The 454-nt window shown below is 67.8% G+C and carries 1 protein-coding gene; it reads left to right on the forward strand.

Annotated features, from left to right (window positions below; genetic code table 11):
* A partial coding sequence (locus ACLEJU_RS28685) for an AMP-binding protein (RefSeq protein WP_440776784.1) occupies window positions 1-454 on the forward strand: 454 nt, incomplete at both ends.

Below are 454 nucleotides of genomic sequence, written 5' to 3' on the forward strand. Positions count from 1 at the left end.
CTGGAGCGTGAGCCGGAGCTGCTGTTGCAACGCCTGCCGGTGCTGGAGGCCGAGGAGCGCCAGCGGGTGCTGGTGGACGTCAACGACACGGCGGTCGATTACGACCTCGAGCAGACCTTGCATGGCCTGATCGAGGCGCAGGTTGCGCGTACCCCGGATGCGCTCGCCGTGCGGGCCGAAGAGGGTGAACTGAGCTATCGCCAGCTCAACGAACAGGCCAACCGCCTGGCGCATCACCTGATCGCCCTGGGCGTAAGACCAGATGACCGTGTGGCGATCTGCGTCGAGCGTGGCCTGTCGATGGTGGTCGGGCTGCTGGCGATCCTCAAGGCCGGGGGGGCCTATGTGCCGGTCGATCCGGATTACCCGGCCGAGCGCGTGCGCCACATGTTGACCGACAGCGCGCCAGTGGCAGTGCTGGTGCATGCGGCGACCCGCCATGTGCCGGATGCCG

The organism is Pseudomonas sp. SMN11 (genome assembly GCF_052041945.1).
Lineage (GTDB): Bacteria > Pseudomonadota > Gammaproteobacteria > Pseudomonadales > Pseudomonadaceae > Aquipseudomonas.